This is a genomic window from Streptomyces sp. HUAS 31 (assembly GCF_028198125.1).
In the GTDB taxonomy this organism is placed as follows: Bacteria; Actinomycetota; Actinomycetes; order Streptomycetales; family Streptomycetaceae; genus Streptomyces; species Streptomyces chartreusis.
The window spans coordinates 1,094,588-1,109,726 of sequence record NZ_CP116353.1; the positions used below are offsets into that span (position 1 = coordinate 1,094,588).

Below are 15,139 nucleotides of genomic sequence, written 5' to 3' on the forward strand. Positions count from 1 at the left end.
CGGTGCCCGGCGCGCGGGTGGCGGCTCGGCCCGCAACGGCCTGTTCCGTGATAGGGACAGTCGATGGGGACACTTCAGTCGACGCGATCCACGGATGGGGTTGTCGTGTTCGGTAGGCGGATGGCGGTTGTGATGGTGGCCGGGCTGCTGGGACTGGCCGGCTGCGCTTCCGAGCAGGGCGCGTCCGGGGCGGAGCGGACGGACGTGGCGGCCGGCACTCCGACCGCCGCATCGCCCTCGGCTCCCGCATCGCCCTCGGCTCCCGAGTCGCCGACTCCCGCGACGCCGCCCTCGGGGTCCCCCCGTCCGTCGCCGGTCCCCGTCACCGGGCCGGATCAGCTGCTGGTGACCATGGAGGTCACCGGCGGATTCGCGGGCGTGCAGAAAGAGGTGGCCCTGCGGGGCGACGGCAGCGTGCACACCACCGACAAGGGTGAGCGTGCGGTGCGCCGGACCAGCGCGGCGCAATTCACCGAGCTGCGCACACTGCTCGGCGACCCGGCGCTGGACGACGTCTCCGACTTCACGAAGAACATGCAGGCCGCGGATCTGTTCCAGTACACGCTGCGGTTCGGCGGACGCACCGTCAGGACGGACCTGTCCGCCGAGGAGCCCGCGCTCGACCGCCTGGTCCACGCCCTGAGCGCCTGGCTGCCGAAGTAGGGCTCTCGGCCCGCTCAGCCGCCCTGCCCGGCGATGTTGACCATCCAGGTGATTCCGAAGCGGTCCGTACACATACCGAAGACGTCGCCCCACATCTGCTTCTCCAGCGGAACGGTCACGTGGGCGCCGTCCGACAGCTTCTCCCAGTAGCCGCGCAGCTCGGCGTCGTCGTCACCGCTCAGACTCACCGAGATGTTGTTACCCGGCTTGTGGTCGTCCGTCGGGGTGTCGGCGCACATCAGGGTGAAGCCGTTCGGGGCCTCCAGCATGCCGTGCATGATCTTGTCGGCCAGCGGGCCGTCCTTCTGGCCGAACTCGGCGTACGTGTTGAGGTTCAGCGTGCCGCCGAAGACCTCCTTGTAGAACTCCAGCGCCTGACGGGCGTCGCCGGCGAAGGTGATGTAGGGGTTGAGACGCGAGGCCATGGTTCCTCCATGCGTGGGGCCGGAAGCCGACACCAAGGAACGTAGCGCGGGCCACTGACAACGGCCCGCGCTCACGGCCACATGGGGCACGGGCCGGCTAGAGAGTGCGCTCCAGACGGTCCGCGACCAGCTTCACGAAGCGCGCCGGATCCTTCGGCTGGCCGCCCTCGGCGAGCACCGCGAGTGTGTGCAGCAGCTCGGCGGACTCGACGAGCCCCGAGCGGTCCTCGCGCTCCTTGTACGCCTGGTTCAGGCCCTTCACCAGCAGGTGCTCGGGGTTGAGCTCCAGGATCCGCTTGGTGGCCGGCACTTCCTGGCCCATGGCCCGGTACATGTTCTCCAGGGCCGGCGTCAGGTCGTGCGCGTCCGAGACGACACAGGCCGGGGAGACGGTGAGCCGCGTCGACAGGCGCACCTCCTTGATGTCCTCGCCGAGCTGCTCCCCCATCCAGCCGAGCAGTCCGGCGTACTCCTCGGCCTGCTTGGCCCGCTCTCCCTCGGCCTTCTCGTCGCCCTCGGCGTCGAGGTCGATCTCGCCCTTGGCGACGGACCGCAGCCGCTTGCCCTGGTACTCGCCCACGGTGTCGACCCACACCTCGTCGACGGGGTCGGTCAGGAGCAGGACCTCGATGCCCTTGTCCCGGAACGCCTCCATGTGCGGGGAGTTCTCGATGCTCTGCCGGGACTCGCCGGTGATGTAGAAGATGTCGTCCTGGCCGTCCTTCATCCGCTCCACGTACTGGTTGAGCGTGGTCGGCTCGTCGTCGGCGTGCGTGCTCGCGAAGGAGGCGACGGCGAGAATGGCGTCGCTGTTCTCGGAGTCGGTGACCAGGCCCTCCTTGAGGACCGTGCCGAACTCCCGCCAGAACGTGCCGTAGCGTTCCGCCTCCTTGGTCATCATCTCCTTGACCGTGGACAGCACCTTCTTGGTCAGCCGGCGCTGCATCATCCGGATGTGCCGGTCCTGCTGGAGGATCTCGCGGGAGACGTTGAGCGACAGGTCGGCGGCGTCGACGACGCCCTTCACGAAGCGCAGGTAGGGCGGCAGCAGCGCCTCGCAGTCGTCCATGATGAAGACGCGCTTCACATAGAGCTGGACGCCGCGCTTGTACTCCCGAGTGAACAGGTCGTGCGGGGCGTGCGAGGGGACGAAGAGCAGGGCCTGGTACTCGAAGGTGCCCTCCGCCTGGAGGCGGATCGTCTCCAGCGGCTCGCGCCAGTCGTGGCTGATGTGCTTGTACAGCTCGTGGTACTCGTCGTCGGACACCTCCTCGCGCGAGCGCGCCCACAGGGCCTTCATGGAGTTCAGCGTCTCGGGCTCGGGCGTCTCGGCGTCGTCGCCCTCGGTCCCGCCCGGCTCCTGGTCCATCCGGATCGGCCAGGTGATGAAGTCCGAGTACTTCTTGACGATCTCCCTGATCTTCCAGGGCGAGGTGTAGTCGTGGAGCTGGTTCTCGGGGTCGGCGGGCTTGAGGTGGAGGGTCACGGAGGTGCCCTGCGGCACGTCTTCGACGGTCTCCAGCGTGTACGTGGCCTCGCCGCGCGACGTCCATCGGGTGCCCTGGGACTCGCCGGCGCGCCGGGTCACCAGCGTCATCTCGTCCGCCGCCATGAAGCCGGAGTAGAAGCCGACGCCGAACTGGCCGATGAGCCCCTCGGCCCCGCCCTCGTCCTTGGCCTCCTTGAGCTCCTTCAGGAAGGTGGCCGTGCCCGAGTTGGCGATGGTTCCGATGAGCCGTCCGACCTCCTCGTACGACATCCCGATGCCGTTGTCCCGGACCGTGAGGGTCCGTTCGTCCTTGTCGATGTCGATCTCGATGTGCAGGTCGGACACATCGGCGTCGAGCGCGTCGTCCCGCAGCTTCTCCAGGCGCAGCTTGTCCAGCGCGTCGGAGGCGTTGGAGACAAGCTCGCGCAGGAAGACATCCTTGTTCGAGTAGACCGAGTGGATCATCAGCTGGAGCAACTGACGGGCCTCTACCTGAAACTCAAACGTCTCGGTCGGCATGGTTGGCGACTACCTCACAGGTTCGACTCCGGAACTGGTCGCAGTCACTGTAAGACACGAGGTCAGCGCAGAGTGCGGCGATCCCGAACTCGTGGAAGTCGCAGCTCCCGCAGTGCTGAGGCGTGGTCCGTGGGTCAGACCAGGTGGGCGAACACCACCAGGTTCGCCGTGTAGTCCTTGACCTGACGGTCGTAGTCGCCGGCGCAGGTGATGAGGCGGACCTGGGCGCGGGGGGTGTCGGCGTAGACGCGGTCGCTGGGGAAGGTGTCCTTGTCGAAGGTCTCCAGGCTGTCGACCTCGAAGGACGCGCTGCGCCCGTCGGAGCGCACCACCTGGAAGCGGTCACCCTTCGCCAGCCCGCTGAGGTTGGCGAAGACCGCGGCCGACGTGGCCGTGTCCACGTGCCCGGCGATGATCGACGTGCCCGGCTCACCGGGGGAAGCCCCCTTGGCGTACCAGCCGACGAGGTTGGTGTTGTCGGCCGGCGGGGGTTCCAGCCGGCCGGCCCGGCCGATGGCGAGGTCGGTGAAGGGCGCGTTGACCGAGATCTTGGGGATGAGAAGCCTGAGCGGCCGGGCACGGGGCAGGTGCTTGCCCACGGGGCGTGAGTCCGGGGAGGTCACCCTGTGCCGCTTGGGAGCCTGCGCCTCACCCTCGCCGCGGGTGGACCGTTCGGTCGAGGCCGCGCGCGGTACGCCGTGCCCCTCGGACGCCGCGTCCTCGCCACCGCTCAGGGTGACCGCGAGGACCGTCACGGCGACCGCGCTCCAGAACGTCGCCATGGCCACCCGTCTTATCCGCCGCGAGGTGGCGGAGCCGGCGGGGTCGGGCGGGGCCGGATCGGTGTCGGGGGAAGAGGGACGGCCGGCGGGCATCGGGCACCACCTCACTCGGGCACGGCAGCGAACACAAAGGAGAAGGGGACGACCGAAGGGGCCGCCGCGACGCGCGGCGCACGCGCGGCGGCCACAGCGGCTATGTCATCGGGCATGGTCAGGCCGCGGTTCCGGAGGCCTTCTTGCGGCGCACGACGTACATACCGGTACCGGCGACCGCGAGCGCGGCGAGCCCACCGGCGGTCACACCCGACGAGGCGAGGCCGCCGCCGCCCGTGTGCATCCCGCCGTGCGGCTTGTCGTGCCCGGAGCGACCGGACTCCTCGTCGTTCTCACCGCCCCAGGAGTCCTCCTCGTCGCCCTTCCAGGAGTCCTTCCCGTGGTCCTCCTCGCCGCCGCCCCAGCTCTTCTCGGGGCCGCCCTCCTTGCTGCGGTAGCTGTCCGGGTCGTGCTTCGGGTCCTTGTCGCCGCCCCAGTCGTCGCCGTTGGTCACGGCGGCCAGCGCTCCGCCACCCGTGTGGATCCCGCCACTCGGTCCGTCGTGCTTGCCCTCCTCCTCGTGGTCCTCCCACTTACTGTGCTCCTCGGACTTGCCGTGCTCCTCCGACTTGCCGTGCTCCTCGGACTTGCCGTGCTCCTCGGACTTGCCGTGCTCCTCGGACTTGCCGTGCTCCTCCGACTTGCCGTGCTCCTCGGACTTGCCGGGGGCCTCGGTCTCTTCGGACTTGTCGTGCTCCTTGCTTTGGGAGCTCTCCGCCGGGTCCCAGTCACCCATGGTGACGGCGTAGGCGGCGGGTGCGATCGCCAGCGCGGCCGTGGCCGTCGCGGTGGCGAGCAGCATGCGAACAGAGCGCATAGGTAGATCCTTCCGTCACGGCCTGGGCGGCTGACGCTTCATCACCACTGGAGCCAGGCCTTGACGTGATCCACCGTCAGTCATGATTTTCGGACGCACCATTCGAAGCGATCACACGGGTTACGAGCACACCCTGACGGCCCTATGTCCACCCGCCGCGCCGCTCGGGACTCCGTGTTCACCCGCGGAGGTTTGCCGCTCCCCGAAGTGGTGAGACGCGTGGGATGCACCAGCCCGTCGCCACAGTCACTGCCCCCGATCGCGTCGCAGCGCCCTCACCTGCGCCTTCGAAGTCCCGGGACGCCTTCTTCGACAACGCCAAGTACGCGGCGATCGTCCTGGTGGCGGTGGGGCACGCGTGGGAACCGCTGCGCGACGGCAGCCGGACCGTGTCCGCCGTGTACATGCTGGTGTACGCGTTCCACATGCCGGCGTTCATCATCATCTCGGGCTATTTCTCCCGAACCTTCGAGGGCCGCCCGAATCAGCTGAAGCGCCTGGTCACCGGCCTGATCGTGCCGTACGTCGTGTTCGAGACGGCGTACACCCTGTTCACCCGGTGGACGGATCAGGAACCGGACCGGCCGATCAGCCTGCTGGATCCGCTGTATCTGACGTGGTTCCTGGTGGCGCTGTTCCTGTGGCGGCTGACGACCCCGCTGTGGCGGCGGGTGCGGCTGCCGCTGCCGCTCGCGCTGACCGTGGCGATGCTGGCCACCCTCTCGCCGGACATCGGCAACGACCTGGACCTCCAGCGCGCCCTTCAGTTCCTGCCGTACTTCGTGCTGGGGCTGTCCCTGAAGCCCGAACACTTCCGGATGGTGCGGCGCCGGGCGGTGCGGATCGTGGCCGTACCCGTGTTCGCCGGTGCTTTCCTAGTGGCGTACTGGGCTGTGCCTCGGATGACCGGCAGCTGGTTCTACCACCGCGACAGCGCGGAGGAGCTGGGGGCGCCGCAGTGGTACGGGGTGGTGATGACGCCGGTCCTGTTCGTCTGCTCGCTGGTGCTGGTGGCCTGCTTCCTCTCCTGGGTGCCCGGGCGGCGGATGTGGTGCACGGCGCTGGGCACGGGCACGCTCTACGGCTATCTGCTGCACGGCTTCGTCGCGCAGGGCGCCAAGTACTGGGGCTGGTACGACCCCGCCTGGATCCACCGGCCGCTCGGTGCGGTCGCCGTCACCCTCGTGGCGGCCTCGGTAGTGACGGTGCTGTGCACAGCACCCGTCCGGCGGGCCCTGCGCGGTGTGATGGAGCCGGAGATGCGCTGGCTGTTCCGCAGGGATCCGGACAAGCCGGGCGAAGAAAGGGCTGTGGTCGTGCGGGCGTGACCACGGTCACGGCTCGCTCACCAGCCCCGTGATGTGCGAGGTCACGGTGTCGAGGATGTCGTTCCAGGCCCCCTCGTCGCCGAGCACCAGATAGTTCAGGGTCAGCCCGTCGGTCATCGCGGCGAGGTAGCGGGCCAGCACGGGGGCGGGGACGCGCAGGCGCAGGCCCATCGTCCGGCCCAACTGGTCGATGAGGTCGGCGTAGGTCTCGGCGTACAGCTCGTACTGCCGTCGCGCCAGATGTTCGAAGCCGGGCTGGCGCAGGGCGTACTGGGCGAGTTCGTAGGTGAGCATGTGCTCGTCCGGGTGTGCCCGGACGTGGTCCCAGTACGCCTGGAACCCCGCCCGGACGGTCTCCTCAAGGGTGCTCCGGGGCCGCAGTGCCTCCTTCACCAGCGACACGTAGTGCCCGGTGATGGTGGTGATGACGGACTCGATCAGCTCCTGCTTGGAGTCGAAGCAGTAGTGGAAGACGCTCAGCGAGACGCCCGCCTCGGCGGCGATGGACCGGGTGGTCGTCCTGGGGACGCCGTCCCGGGCCATCGCCCTGATCGCCGCTTCGGTGAGCTGTCGCCGCCGCTCGGCGGACGGCAACCGTGCCATGGAGTCCCTCTCGTGGGTATCAGCTGCTGTGGACGCCGACCTCGTAGAGGGAGTAACCCCAGTCGGTGCCGCGCTCCTGGCCGTGGATACGTACGTACCTGGCCGGGGTGGCGGTGAACCTGGCCGTGTCCAGGCCGCCGTCGCCGGCGGTCGTGGACCAGGCGGTCCGCCAGTTCACGCCGTCCGTGGAGAGCTCGATGCGGTAGGCCTTACCGTACGCGCGCTCCCAGTCGAGGGTCACCCGTTTGACCAGGCGGGTGGAGCCGAGGTCGACCTGGAACCACTGGTCGTTGCTCCAGTCGCTGGCCCAGCGGGTGCCGCCGTCGCCGTCGACGGCCCGGCCCGGCTGGTAGCTCGTGAACAGGCTCCACTCGGAAGAGCTGGCCGATGTGCTCGCACCCCGCGCAAGGTTCACCCCGGCCTCGTGGCCCTCGGAGGCCGCCCAGGTGTCGAGGTAGGACTCGGCGCCCCGGAAGAGGTCGTCGACCACGTCCTGGCCGCCGACGCGCCGGATGTCCTCGATCCAGTCCGGGACGAGGCCGTAGTGGGCCGCGCCGTCGGTGTTGAGGTCCCAGGTGCGCTGACCGGTGGTCTGGCGGTCGATGACGGAGCCGCCGTCGACGCTCTTGAAGGGGTACGTGACCTTGTTCGGGGCGTCCGCGCCGCGCGGTCCCGGCCAGCCGCCGACGCCGTTCATGTCGGTGCCGTAGCCGTAGCCGACGCCGTACTTGTCACGCAGCGTCTCCGTGCGCTTGGCCTCCGAGATGAAGCCCTCGGAGCCGTGCATGTACTGGGCGATGAAGCCGCCGAGGCCGTAGACCCGCTCGGTCCAGTCCATGTCCATCCAGCTGTGCGAGGACAGCACGCCGGGGTAGGACGCGGACTCGAAGATGTCGAGGACGCGGCCGGTGGCCTTGACGCTCATGTGGTCGACCTCGAGCATCATCTTGCGTTTCATCATGCCCCGTACGGCGTACTCACCGAGATCGGTGAGCCCCCTGACGTTGCACTGGGCATCCGCGTTGTACGAGGGGACGTCCACGCCCGCCGGGAGTTCCTTCTCGGCCTCGGCCGCCGTGGCGTTGCCGATCGGGTTGTCGTGCTGCGGGCCCTTGCACGTCTCGGTCTTCCAGAAGGTGCCGGTCGACAGGAACTGGCCGACGTTGATGGCCGTGCCGAGCCCGCCCGAGTCGAAGCGGACGCCGCACAGGGCGTTGTCGAACTTGTGGCACAGGAACATGCTGCGCACGCCCAGCGAGTACAGCTCGTCCAGACCCTTGTCGATGTCCTCCTTGCTGCACTGCGCGATGTCGAGGATCTGCTTGCAGCCGAAGGGTTCGGAGGTCTCCACGCCGAGGATGACCGCCAGCTTGCCCTGCTCGATGACCTGGCGGGCCTGCGCGCTGTCGGTGACGATCCGGAACCAGCCCTTACCGGTGCCGCCGTACTGCTTGTCGATGAAGGCCTGCATGTCGTACGTCAGCTTGGCCTGGAGCCGGATCGAGGTCATCTCGTCGCAGCTGCGGTCCTTGAAGAAGTACACCGAGCAGATCACGCCGTTGGTGACGAGGTCGTTGACCAGGACGCGCTGGCCGCCGCGCCAGGCCCGCTCGACCCAGGTGTAGTAGTTCTGCTGGTGGGTCAGCGAGTCGTGGGCGGGCCAGTCCTTGAAGGTGGGCCAGCCGACCGGGTCGTGCTTGCCGTCGCCGCCGTTGGTGATGAAGTCGAAGATCGCGAGTGAGCCGTCCGGGTAGTGCTCGGGACAGTCCTTGAGGGCGTCGGCGACACCCTGCTCGGAGAACGGCTTCCCGCAGATCAGACGGCCGCCGAAGGCTTCGTTGGCGAAGATGTGGTCGTGCGCGTCGACGAAGCCGCGGACCTCGCCCTTGGCGTTGGTGCCGGTGAAGGGCTCCCCCGTGACGTTGATCTGGGAGTCCGGCGCGGGTCGTGCGCTCGGATCCCACCAGTTGGCGCCGGCCGCCGAGCTCGGGGTGGGTCCGAGCGCGATGGACAGCACGAGCAGGAGGAGCGACACCACGGTGACGTTCTTGCGTCGGCGATACGGGCGTCCGGCAGTGGTCACAGCCCACGTCCCTCGGTCGGCGGGAGAGCGGGGTCGGGTTGTCATGACCTCGCAATATGTGCGACGAGGATGGCCACTGGCGCATGACGAGTCAAGAGTCCGGGACAAATGACCTACTGACGGGTCACAAGTGGGCCGCCGACGGGGAGTCGGCTCAACTCGGCTGCGTGACGCGGATCTTCGACTGGCCGTGCGGGAGTTCCTCCCAGTCCGTCATGAAGCGGGCCCGCAGCCCGTGTCGCTCGGCGAGCGCTGTGAGGGTCTCGGTGCGGTAGTAGAAGTCCTCCCGCAGGACCTGGTGCTCCGCGCCCTCCGTGCGGTCGAAGGTGAAGTCGAACCAGCCGCCCGGCGCCAGCACCCGCCCGACGTTGGCCAGGCACTCCTCGATGACGGGCAGCGGCGAGTGCGAGAAGACGCTGTGCGCGTGCACGACGTCGAAGTGGGCCTCGGGCAGGAACCGCAGCGTCAGGTCGCGCACCGGGGTGAGCGTGGGCAGCCGTTGCTGGAGACCCATCGTCACTACGGTGTCCTGCGCGGCGAAGAGGATGTCGGGCGAGATGTCGACGCCGTAGTAGTGACCGGGCTCCAGGTGCCGGATGAACCGCCAGCCGCCGCGCAGGTTGCCGCAGCCGATCTCCAGCATCCGGTGCGCGGGGCGCAGGCCGTGGCCGACGAGGTAGTCGAACTGCATCTCCCCGAGCGCCAGCCACCGCTCCCGGTTGTGGCTGCCGACGGCCGCGTCCGGGTCGGCCCGGGTGTCGGAGCGCATCACGGCGCGGTAGTAGGAGACATGGTCGGGGTGGCGGCGGCGCAGCCACATGTCGCGGGCCGAGCGCGCCAGATGGCGGGGCACCCGGTCGGGGTGGCGCAGGGCGTAGGCCAGGCGATGACCGAGGGCCGCGCGGTTCACGGTGAGGTTCTTGGCCGGCATGAGGATCGTGCCTCCCTGGGGACGCAGGTAACTACGAGGATGCGCAGGGGGCGCGCCGAGGCGCCACAGGGGCGGGGCGACGGAGCGGGAGCCTGCGCGGCGGTCGGCGCCGTGGAGGCAACGTCTTCGACCTGTCGAACATCTCGGTGTGTGGAGGCCGTTCGTGCATTACCGTGGAGTAGCCCGAGTTCGTGACGCAGTCATGACAAGACCACAGGGATGGTGACCGTGCGCGGATCCTTGGTGAGAGCCACCCTCGCCGCCGTACTTCTCCTGGTTCCCCTGACGTCCCTTCCAGCGGCTGCGGTCGAGCCGCGTGCCGCGTCCGAGCTGTCCGCCACGGCCGCCCCCGTCCTCCCCGCCGAGGACTGGACACCGCCGCTCAGCACCCGGGGCCGCTGGATCGTCGACGCGGACGGTGACCGCTTCAAGCTGCGTTCGGGCAACTGGCACGGCGCCAGCGGGACTTGGAACGGCTCGGGCGATGCCGAGGACGACGCCAACCACCACGCCGGCGAGAACTCCGGCCGGATACCGCTCGGCCTGGACCGGGCCCCGATGGCCGAGATCATCGCGGGCTTCCGTGAGATCGGGATCAACAGCATCCGGCTGCCGTTCTCCAACGAGATGGTCCACGACAGCCGCCCCGTCACGGACGACTCCGTCGCCGCCAACCCCGCGCTGCGCGGAAAGACCCCGCTCGAGGTGTACGACGTGGTGGTGCGCGAGCTCACGGCGGCCGGTCTCGCGATGATCCTCAACAACCATACGAACACCACCCGTTGGTGTTGCGGGGTCGACGGCAACGAACGCTGGAACGCGAGCCGGTCCACCGCCGTCTGGGAGGACGACTGGCTGTTCATGGCCCGCCGCTACAAGGACAACCCGCGCGTCGTCGGCGCCGACCTGTACAACGAGGTGCGCCGGAACATCTGGGACGACCCCAACTGGGGCCTCGGCGACGACCACGACTGGTTCGCCGCCTCGCAGCGCGTCGGCGACCGCATCCTGACCGAGGCCAACCCTAATCTGCTGATCGTCGTAGAGGGCATCAACTGGACGGGCATCCCCGTCGACGGCTTCGCACACGAGCGCCCCACCCTGGAGCCCGCCCGCCGTCTGTCGCACACGCTCGTCGACTCGGGCAAGCTCGTGTACTCGGCCCACTTCTACGACTACACGGGCCCCAACCACAGCGGCGCCACCGGAACGGGCGAGACCAGCGACCCCCGCTACCGCGACCTGAGCCCCTCCGAACTCGTCGCCGTGCTCAACCGCCAGGCGTTCTTCGTCTCCGCCGAGCAGGACCAGCACTTCACCGCCCCCGTCTGGATCAGCGAGTTCGGCGTCGGGGGCCGCGCCGAGACCGGTCAGAAGCCACGCGCCTGGTTCGAGAACTTCGTGGACCAACTCATTCGCACCGACGCCGACTTCGCCTACTGGCCGCTCGTCGGCTGGCACGACAACCGTCAGGGCAACGGCTGGGCACTGCTGCACTGGGACGCCGCGGGCCGGCGGATGGGCCTGTACGACGGTGACGACTGGCGCGCCGCCGCCTGGACGCGGCTCATCGAGGCCGGCGGCCGCACCGGCCCGGTGGCGCCGGTCACCGAGTGGTCCATGCTCAGCCCCGACCACGGCGACTTCGTGCAGTCGAGGCGGATGCGGGCCCTGCCCGACTGGGACTCCGGCGCCCGCAAGTCCGTCTGCCCCGACGGGCAGCGGCTGATCGGGCTCGCCCACACCGGCAACCGGGGACTGTGCTCGGACGTGACGGCCGGCGCACTGGGGGCCCCGGCCGGCGGCCACGAGGTGGTCGTCGACGAACGGCACGTCCGCCCCGGCGGCGACTGGGCGTCCGGGTACACCAAACTCCAGTGCGCGGACGGGCAGTTCCTCATCGGGTACAGCGTCCGAGGCGCGGCCGTCTCAGCCGCACTGTGCGCCGTCGCCCCGGCCGGGAAGCTCGGCACCGGCGGCCGTACGGTCTGGTTCGACCGGGGTGACAACCGGGGGGCGGCCGCCAAGGGCGGCGACTTCGCGTACGGCCGCTACAAAGGCCAGTGCGCGGACGACGAGTACGCCGCCGGGATCGCCTACACCGGCCGGGTCGGGTCGTCGCGTACGCCCGACGCGCTGTACTGCCGAAAGCTGGGCTGAACGCCCGCAGGGGGCCGACACGCCCGCGGACGGGGCCCGGACCGGCGGGCCGGGACGAGGGCGCCGGGGGATGCTGGGACCCGGATGAGGATTACCTGTGCTGTCGCCGTGCTCGCCGCCGCGAACCTGTTGAACAACTGGCTCGCGCGGAGCCCCGCCATGTACGTGCTCATCTGCGTGACCGCGACGGCCGTGCTGCTGCTGATCGCCCGCTGGGACGGACTCACCCGGGCCGACCTGGGGCTCGACCCGGAGGGGGTGCGCCGGGGGCTGCGGTGGGCGCCCGTCCTGGTGGCGATCGTCCTGCTGGTCCTGCTGATCCTGCTCGCCCTGCCGGCCGGGCGGGACGCGTTCCGGGACGCGCGGGCCGCGGATCTGTCCCTGGAGCGGATGCTGTTCGGGGCGCTGGTACGGGTGCCCTTCGGGACGGTGCTGCTGGAGGAGACCGCCTTCCGCGGTGTGCTGTGGGCCATGATCCGGCGCCGGCACGGAACGGCGTGGGCGACGGGCCTGTCGTCGCTGCTGTTCGGGGTGTGGCATCTGATGCCGGCGCGGGGCATCAACCGCTCCAACGCCGCCGTGGGCTCGGTCTTCGGCGACGGTCCGGCGGGCGTGGCGCCGACGGTGGCCGTGGCGATCGTCGCCACGGCCCTCGCCGGGGTGGTGCTGTGCGAGCTGCGCCGCCGCTCAGGCAGCCTGCTCGCACCGATGGCCCTGCACTGGTCGGTGAACAGCCTCGGCTACGCGCTGGCCTGGGCGGCGCCCCGCTACTGGCTCGACGGCTGAACGCCGAACTCGGTACCGGGCGCTAGAAGTTGATCATGTGTCCGGCCAGGCCGTGCACCGCTTCCTTGACCGCCTCGCCGAGGGTGGGGTGGGCGTGGACGTTGCGGGCGACCTCGTGGACGGTGAGGTCCCACTGCTGGGCCAGGGTCAGTTCGGGCAGCAGTTCGGTGACGTCCGGGCCGATGAGGTGGCCGCCGAGGAGTTCGCCGTACTTGGCGTCGCTGATCAGCTTCACGAAGCCGGTCGCGTCGCCGAGGCCGTGCGACTTGCCGTTCGCGGTGAACGGGAACTTCGCCACCTTCACGTCGAAGCCCCGCTCGCGGGCCTGCGCCTCGGTCCAGCCGAAGCTGGCGATCTGCGGCTGGCAGTAGGTGGCCCGCGGGATCATCACGTAGTCGAGCTCCATCGTCTCGGCGTCCGCGATGGTCTCGGCGGCGACGATGCCCATCGCCTCGGCGGCGTGCGCCAGCATCAGCTTCGCCGTCACGTCGCCGATGGCGAACAGGTGCGGGACGGAGGTGCGGCAGCGGCCGTCGACGTCGATCGCACCGCGCTCGGTGACCTGCACGCCGGTGTTCTCCAGGCCGTACCCGGAGACGTTCGGTGCGAAGCCGATCGCCTGGAGCACCTTGTCGGCCTCCAGGACCTGCTGGGTGCCGTCGTTGGCGGTGACGGTGACGCGCACCAGCTCGCCCGACTCGTCGACGGTGTCGACCCGGGTGGAGGTCAGCACGTCGATGCCCAACCGGCGGTACTGCTTGGCGAGTTCGGCGGAGACCTCGGCGTCCTCCAGCGGCGCCATGCGGTCCAGGAACTCGACGATGGTGACCTTCACGCCGTAGTTGTGCAGGACGTAGGCGAACTCGAGGCCGATCGCGCCGGCGCCGGCGATGATGATCGACCGCGGCAGTTCCTCGGCGAGGATCTGCTCCTCATAGGTCACCACGCGGGCGCTGCGCCGGGTGCCGGGCAGCAGCTTGGGCGTGGCGCCTGCGGCGATGATGCAGTGGTCGAAGCCGATGGTGCGGGTTTCACCGTCGTAGCCGGCCACCTGGAGGGTGTGCGGGTCGAGGAAGGTGCCGCGGCCGTCGATCTCGGTGATCTTGTTCTTCTTCATCAGGTAGTGGACGCCCTTGACCCGGCCGTCGGCGACCTTGCGGCTGCGGCGGAACGCCTCGCCGTAGTCGAAGGAGACCTGCCCGTCCACCTGGATGCCGAAGGTCTTCGCCTCGCGGGTGAAGATGTGCGCCAGTTCGGCGTTGCGCAGCAGTGCCTTGCTGGGGATGCAACCCACGTTCAGACAGACGCCGCCCCAGTACTTCTCCTCCACGACCGCGACCCGCTTGCCCAGCTGGGCGGCGCGGATGGCGGCCACGTAGCCGCCGGGACCGGCACCGAGGACCACGACATCGAATCGCTCGTCCTGCTCGACCATGGGGAGTTCCTTCCTGAGTACGACGTCCTGCTCTGCCGGTGCCGGACTCCGCCGCGTGACGGTGTCCGGCTTCTTCCAGCATGACCGCATCCACGGGGTCGTGTGGCGATGCGGGAGGGTGACGGTGATCTCAGGTGGGGTACGCCGTGGCGGTGCCGGGTGTGTGTCAGCCGAGGCAGAGGAGGTTGAGCACGCAGAGCTGCTCCGGCGTGGTCTCCTCCGGTGCCGGGTTGCTCGGCGCCTGGGAGGCTCCGGAGTCCGCGCCGTCGGTCGGGGCCGGGGCCGGTGTCTGCTGGTCGGCGGACGAGCCGCCGCTGTCGTCCGTGTTTCCGCCGGAGGGCGGGGCGACGGTCTGCGTCTGCGGGACCGTGGTCGCCGTCGCGCTCGGGGTGGCGGCGGCGTCCGGTCGGGTGAACTGCCGGGTGGCGTGCGACGTGGTCAAGGGCTCCCGGGCCACGTCCGTCGGGGACGGCTTCGAGGTGGGCGTGTCGGTGCGCGGGGCCTTGTGGGTGTCCGGCGGGGTGGATGCCGGGCGGGCGAGTTCCGTGTGCTGCTCCGGGAGCGCCGCCTCGGGCCGCTGCGGCGCGGTGGCCGCCTGGGCCTTGTCGCCGGACCCCTGGTTCATCGACGCGACGGTCAGTCCGCCGCCCATCAGGGCCACGGCGGTCGCGACCACGGCCCGGCGCTGGTTCTTCTTCCAGCGGGCCCGCTGACGACGCCGGGCCGCCCGGCCCTGCGGGGAGACGGGCGCGCCTTCGGCGCCGTCCATGTCGTCGGCCGGGTCGTACGCCGTGGTCGTCTCCGGCTCGGCCGGCACCGTCTCGTCGCGGAAGTAGCCGTCGTACCAGTCGTCGACCGGGGGACTCCCCCACGCCGTCGCGGCGCCCGGCGCTGCCGACGCGGCGGGACCCCCTGCCGCGGAGGGAGCGATGTCCGGGGCGTAGGCACCGCACCCGGGGCACACGAGGGCCCCGTTGAGATGCCGCCGGCACGAGGAGCAGTAGTCCATCTGCGGTCTTTCTGGC

13 protein-coding genes are annotated in these 15,139 nt (G+C 69.8%); 4 read left to right on the forward strand and 9 right to left on the reverse strand.

From position 1 onward, the window contains the following. The first annotated feature begins 120 nt into the window (after positions 1 to 120). The gene (locus PGH47_RS04655) at positions 121 to 663 is read left to right on the forward strand and encodes a hypothetical protein (RefSeq protein WP_271662363.1); all 543 of its coding nucleotides are present in this window, start codon (positions 121 to 123) and stop codon (positions 661 to 663) included. Between the two features lie 14 nt (positions 664 to 677). Here the strand turns inward: PGH47_RS04655 and PGH47_RS04660 are convergent, their stop codons facing one another. The 4 genes from PGH47_RS04660 to PGH47_RS04675 all read right to left on the reverse strand — a co-directional run bounded on the left by PGH47_RS04660 (position 678) and on the right by PGH47_RS04675 (position 4,788). Then, positions 678 to 1,088, reverse strand: a complete 411-nt coding sequence (locus tag PGH47_RS04660) for a VOC family protein (RefSeq protein ID WP_126897168.1) — start codon at positions 1,086 to 1,088, stop codon at positions 678 to 680. Positions 1,089 to 1,185: 97 nt separating this feature from the next. Then, positions 1,186 to 3,096 (reverse strand): molecular chaperone HtpG, encoded by a 1,911-nt coding sequence (gene htpG / locus PGH47_RS04665; protein WP_271662364.1) that lies wholly within the window; start codon positions 3,094 to 3,096, stop codon positions 1,186 to 1,188. A 134-nt stretch (positions 3,097 to 3,230) separates the two neighbouring features. Continuing rightward, entirely contained in the window at positions 3,231 to 3,971 is a 741-nt protein-coding gene (locus tag PGH47_RS04670) for a class F sortase (RefSeq protein WP_435887830.1), read from the reverse strand. A 118-nt stretch (positions 3,972 to 4,089) separates the two neighbouring features. Beyond that, entirely contained in the window at positions 4,090 to 4,788 is a 699-nt protein-coding gene (locus tag PGH47_RS04675) for a hypothetical protein (protein WP_271662365.1), read from the reverse strand. 224 nt (positions 4,789 to 5,012) lie between these two features. Between PGH47_RS04675 and PGH47_RS04680 the strand changes: the two genes are divergently transcribed. After that, positions 5,013 to 6,116 carry an acyltransferase family protein gene (locus tag PGH47_RS04680; protein WP_271662366.1) on the forward strand — a complete coding sequence of 368 codons (1,104 nt, stop codon included), beginning with the start codon at positions 5,013 to 5,015 and terminating at the stop codon, positions 6,114 to 6,116. Between the two features lie 6 nt (positions 6,117 to 6,122). Here PGH47_RS04680 and PGH47_RS04685 read toward each other — a convergent pair whose 3' ends face one another. From PGH47_RS04685 to PGH47_RS04695, 3 genes are all read right to left on the reverse strand, one after another. Continuing rightward, positions 6,123 to 6,719 carry a TetR/AcrR family transcriptional regulator gene (locus PGH47_RS04685; RefSeq protein WP_269645489.1) on the reverse strand — a complete coding sequence of 199 codons (597 nt, stop codon included), beginning with the start codon at positions 6,717 to 6,719 and terminating at the stop codon, positions 6,123 to 6,125. A gap of 19 nt (positions 6,720 to 6,738) precedes the next feature. Continuing rightward, a complete protein-coding gene (locus PGH47_RS04690; protein ID WP_271662367.1) occupies positions 6,739 to 8,802 on the reverse strand; it encodes a discoidin domain-containing protein in 2,064 nt (687 codons plus the stop codon). A gap of 154 nt (positions 8,803 to 8,956) precedes the next feature. Further along, on the reverse strand, positions 8,957 to 9,733 hold the full coding sequence (locus PGH47_RS04695; protein ID WP_271662368.1) for a class I SAM-dependent methyltransferase: 777 nt from the start codon (positions 9,731 to 9,733) through the stop codon (positions 8,957 to 8,959). A gap of 219 nt (positions 9,734 to 9,952) precedes the next feature. Here PGH47_RS04695 and PGH47_RS04700 point away from each other — a divergent pair, with 219 nt between their 5' ends. Then, positions 9,953 to 11,893, forward strand: coding sequence for a glycoside hydrolase family 5 protein (locus PGH47_RS04700; protein ID WP_271662369.1), 1,941 nt, complete (start codon positions 9,953 to 9,955; stop codon positions 11,891 to 11,893). 84 nt (positions 11,894 to 11,977) lie between these two features. Further along, positions 11,978 to 12,679: a CPBP family intramembrane glutamic endopeptidase gene (locus PGH47_RS04705; protein ID WP_271662370.1), complete on the forward strand. Its 702-nt coding sequence runs from the start codon at positions 11,978 to 11,980 to the stop codon at positions 12,677 to 12,679. Positions 12,680 to 12,701: 22 nt separating this feature from the next. Here the strand turns inward: PGH47_RS04705 and lpdA are convergent, their stop codons facing one another. Together lpdA and PGH47_RS04715 are read right to left on the reverse strand one after the other, a co-directional pair. After that, positions 12,702 to 14,114 carry a dihydrolipoyl dehydrogenase gene (gene lpdA, locus PGH47_RS04710; RefSeq protein WP_271662371.1) on the reverse strand — a complete coding sequence of 471 codons (1,413 nt, stop codon included), beginning with the start codon at positions 14,112 to 14,114 and terminating at the stop codon, positions 12,702 to 12,704. 166 nt (positions 14,115 to 14,280) lie between these two features. Next, on the reverse strand, positions 14,281 to 15,123 hold the full coding sequence (locus PGH47_RS04715; protein WP_271662372.1) for an SCO2400 family protein: 843 nt from the start codon (positions 15,121 to 15,123) through the stop codon (positions 14,281 to 14,283). Positions 15,124 to 15,139 lie beyond the last annotated feature (16 nt).